Consider the following 3,243-nt stretch of genomic DNA (forward strand, 5'->3'; position numbering starts at 1 on the left):
AAAAATACCCTTAAAACAATTAAGGGTATTTTTTAGCAACGGATGTATCCGAAATGTTTCGCCGACACGTCGCTCAAGCGAAGCGAATTTTTTATATATTCTCAACTTCAACATTCTTCAATTCTTTTTTCTTAAACATATTTTCATACATATATTCTTTTCTGTATTTATAAATATAAACAAAAGATATAATCAAAGTTAAAACTTCTGCAAATGGAACTACTAGCCATACGCCATTTACACCTAGAAAATTTGGAAGTATAACTATAYTTTACTTAGTTTATTTGGATAAAAATATAATGGACATATCTTTTATAAAGATATGTCCATTATATTTTTGTAGTAATATTGTACAAAATAACATTCATATTAATTATGTAAGTCAGAAATAACTTAGGAGGACTTGATGTGAATGAAGTAAAAGATTTATGTGAAAAGTACTTAGAACAAATGATAAATTTAAGAGAAACAATACACATGTATCCAGAAGATGGCTTTAAAGAATTTAAAACATCAAAAATAATAATCGAAGAACTAGAAAAACTAGGCATAAAAGTTCAAAAAAATGTAGCTAAAACTGGAGTAGTCGGATTAATTGAAGGTAATTACCCAGGAAAAACAGTTTTACTTAGAGCTGACATGGATGCATTAAAAATACAAGAACAGGCTAATGTTGAGTACAAATCTAAAATTGATGGTATGATGCATGCTTGTGGTCAYGACGGTCATGTTGCAGGTCTTTTAGGTGCAGCTATGATACTTAATGAACTAAAAGATAAGTTACATGGTAATGTTAAATTAGTATTTCAACCAGCAGAAGAAAGAGAAGGTGGTGCCCTTCCTATGATTGAAGAAGGAGTACTTGAAAATCCAAAAGTAGATGCAGCCTTTGGAGCACATTTATGGGGATAYTTAAAAGAAGGTGAAGTACATTTAAAAGAAGGACCTATGATGGCAGCACCAGATTTATTTAACATAAAAGTAATAGGAAAAGGTGGCCATGGAGCACTTCCTCAAGAGTCGATAGACCCAATAGTAATAACATGCCAAATTGTAAATGCGCTACAAACCATAGTAAGTAGAAGAATAAATCCACTAGACCCAGTAGTTGTAACTTGTGGAAAGATACAAGGTGGAGAGAATTTCAATGTAATACCTAATGAAGTTGAGTTAGAAGGAACCATAAGAACATTTAAAGAAGAAACGAGAAATTTAGTRCCACGTATTATGGAAGATTTAGTAAGGGGGATAACAACTTCTCAAGGAGCAACATATGAATTTAAATATAAAGCAAACTATCCAGCATTAATAAATGATAAAGATATGACTAACTTTGCTAAAGAATCTTTAAAAAAAGTAGTTGGAGAAGAAAATGTATATAACTTAAAAGAACCTAATATGGGTGGAGAAGATTTTGCTTACTTTGCACAAAAAGTTCCATCAGCATTTATGTTTATAGGAATAGCAAATAATGAAAGTGAGCCAGTTATTCACCATAACCCATACTTTAAATGGGATAGCAAAAACGTAGGAGTATTGGCACAAAGCTTATCCCAAATAGCAATTGATTATTTAAAGTAGATTTTATTAGGGGGCGAGATAGTTGAGTAAAGTAAAAGAAAATAAAAAGGTTGGTTTATTGGATAGAGTATTAAATTCAGTAGAAAGAGTAGGAAATAAACTACCAGATCCTGTAACAATATTTTTTATATTATGTGGAGTAATACTTATATTATCAGCAATTATAGCAAGTCAAGATGTTAGTGCAATTCATCCATCTACAGGAGAAGAGATAACAGCTATAAATTTATTAGATAAAGAACAACTTCAGATATTCTTGGGTAGTGTAGTTTCAAACTTCCAATCATTTGCACCATTAGGACTTGTCCTAGTTACAATGCTTGGTGCRGGGGTAGCGGAAAAAACAGGACTTATGGAAGTATTAATGAAACAAAGTATAAATAAAGTTCCTAAAAAATTGGTTACAGCAACTATAATATTTGTTGGTATAGTAGCAAATGCAGCTGCTGATGCTGGTTTTATAGTGCTTCCACCACTTGCAGCACTTGTATTTATAGGTATAGGAAGACATCCATTAATAGGTATGTTTGCAGGATATGCAGGAGTTGCAGCAGGATTTTCTGCAAATATAACGGTTAGTATGATAGATGTGTTATTAGCAGGATTTACAGGTCAATCAGCTCAAATGGTAGATCCTAATTATGTAGTAAATCCAGCGATGAATATGTATTTCTTAGCTGCATCAGCAATAATATTAACTATACTTGGAACAATTATAACTGAAAAATATGTAGCTCCTCGTTTTGGAAAATATGAAGGCTTAGCAGAAGATACATCAACATCAAATGAAGTTACACCACTTCAAGCTAAAGGTCTTAAATATGCACTATATTCATTATTATTAGTAGTAATTATAATAGTTGGATTATCTATAGGTAATGATGCATTCTTAAGAGATAGTGAAACTGGTTCATTACTTTCTAATGGCTCTACTTTAATGAAAGGTATAGTTCCAATAATAACTGCAATATTTTTAGTTCCAGGATTTGTATATGGTAAAGTTACTAAGAGTATAAAAAATGATAAAGATTTAGTTTCAATGATGGGTAGTTCTATGAGTGATATGGGCATGTATATAGTTTTAGCATTTATAGCAGGACAATTTTTATACTTATTTAATGCAAGTAATTTAGGTACTATATTATCTATAAAAGGAGCAGAGTGGCTACAAAATGCAGGTATGACAGGTAAAGGACTTATAGTAGTATTTGTATTATTTGCAGCATTTATAAATATATTTGTAGGAAGTGCATCTGCAAAATGGGCTATAATGGGACCTATATTTGTACCAATGTTCTTATTATTAGGATATGACCCAGCATTAACTCAAGTTGCTTATCGTATAGGGGATTCTATAACTAATCCGCTTAGTCCACTTTTCTCATACTTCCCAGTAATACTAGCTTTTGCTAGAAAATATGATAAAAACATAGGTATGGGTACTGTAATAGCTAATATGATACCATATTCATTAGTTTTTGCAATTGCTTGGATAATACTTCTTTTAGTATTTATGACATTCAATATACCTCTAGGACCAGGAGGAGCGATATTTTATACAATGTAGTTTAATATAGTAGATGAGTATTAACAAATAAAAAATTCGATTCGCTTGAGCGACGTGTCGGCGAATCACTTTATTTCGCCAACGATATATCCTTG

General features: G+C 31.4%; 2 protein-coding genes. Both read left to right on the forward strand.

Annotation, left to right across the window (positions count from 1 at the left end; genetic code table 11):
- The first annotated feature begins 408 nt into the window (after positions 1 to 408).
- On the forward strand, positions 409 to 1,581 hold the full coding sequence (locus tag G3997_RS02850; RefSeq protein WP_296647771.1) for a M20 metallopeptidase family protein: 1,173 nt from the start codon (positions 409 to 411) through the stop codon (positions 1,579 to 1,581).
- A gap of 22 nt (positions 1,582 to 1,603) precedes the next feature.
- Positions 1,604 to 3,148 (forward strand): AbgT family transporter, encoded by a 1,545-nt coding sequence (locus tag G3997_RS02855; RefSeq protein WP_296647775.1) that lies wholly within the window; start codon positions 1,604 to 1,606, stop codon positions 3,146 to 3,148.
- Positions 3,149 to 3,243: the final 95 nt, after the last annotated feature.

This window comes from Romboutsia sp. 13368 (assembly GCF_018336475.1).
Lineage (GTDB): Bacteria > Bacillota > Clostridia > Peptostreptococcales > Peptostreptococcaceae > Romboutsia.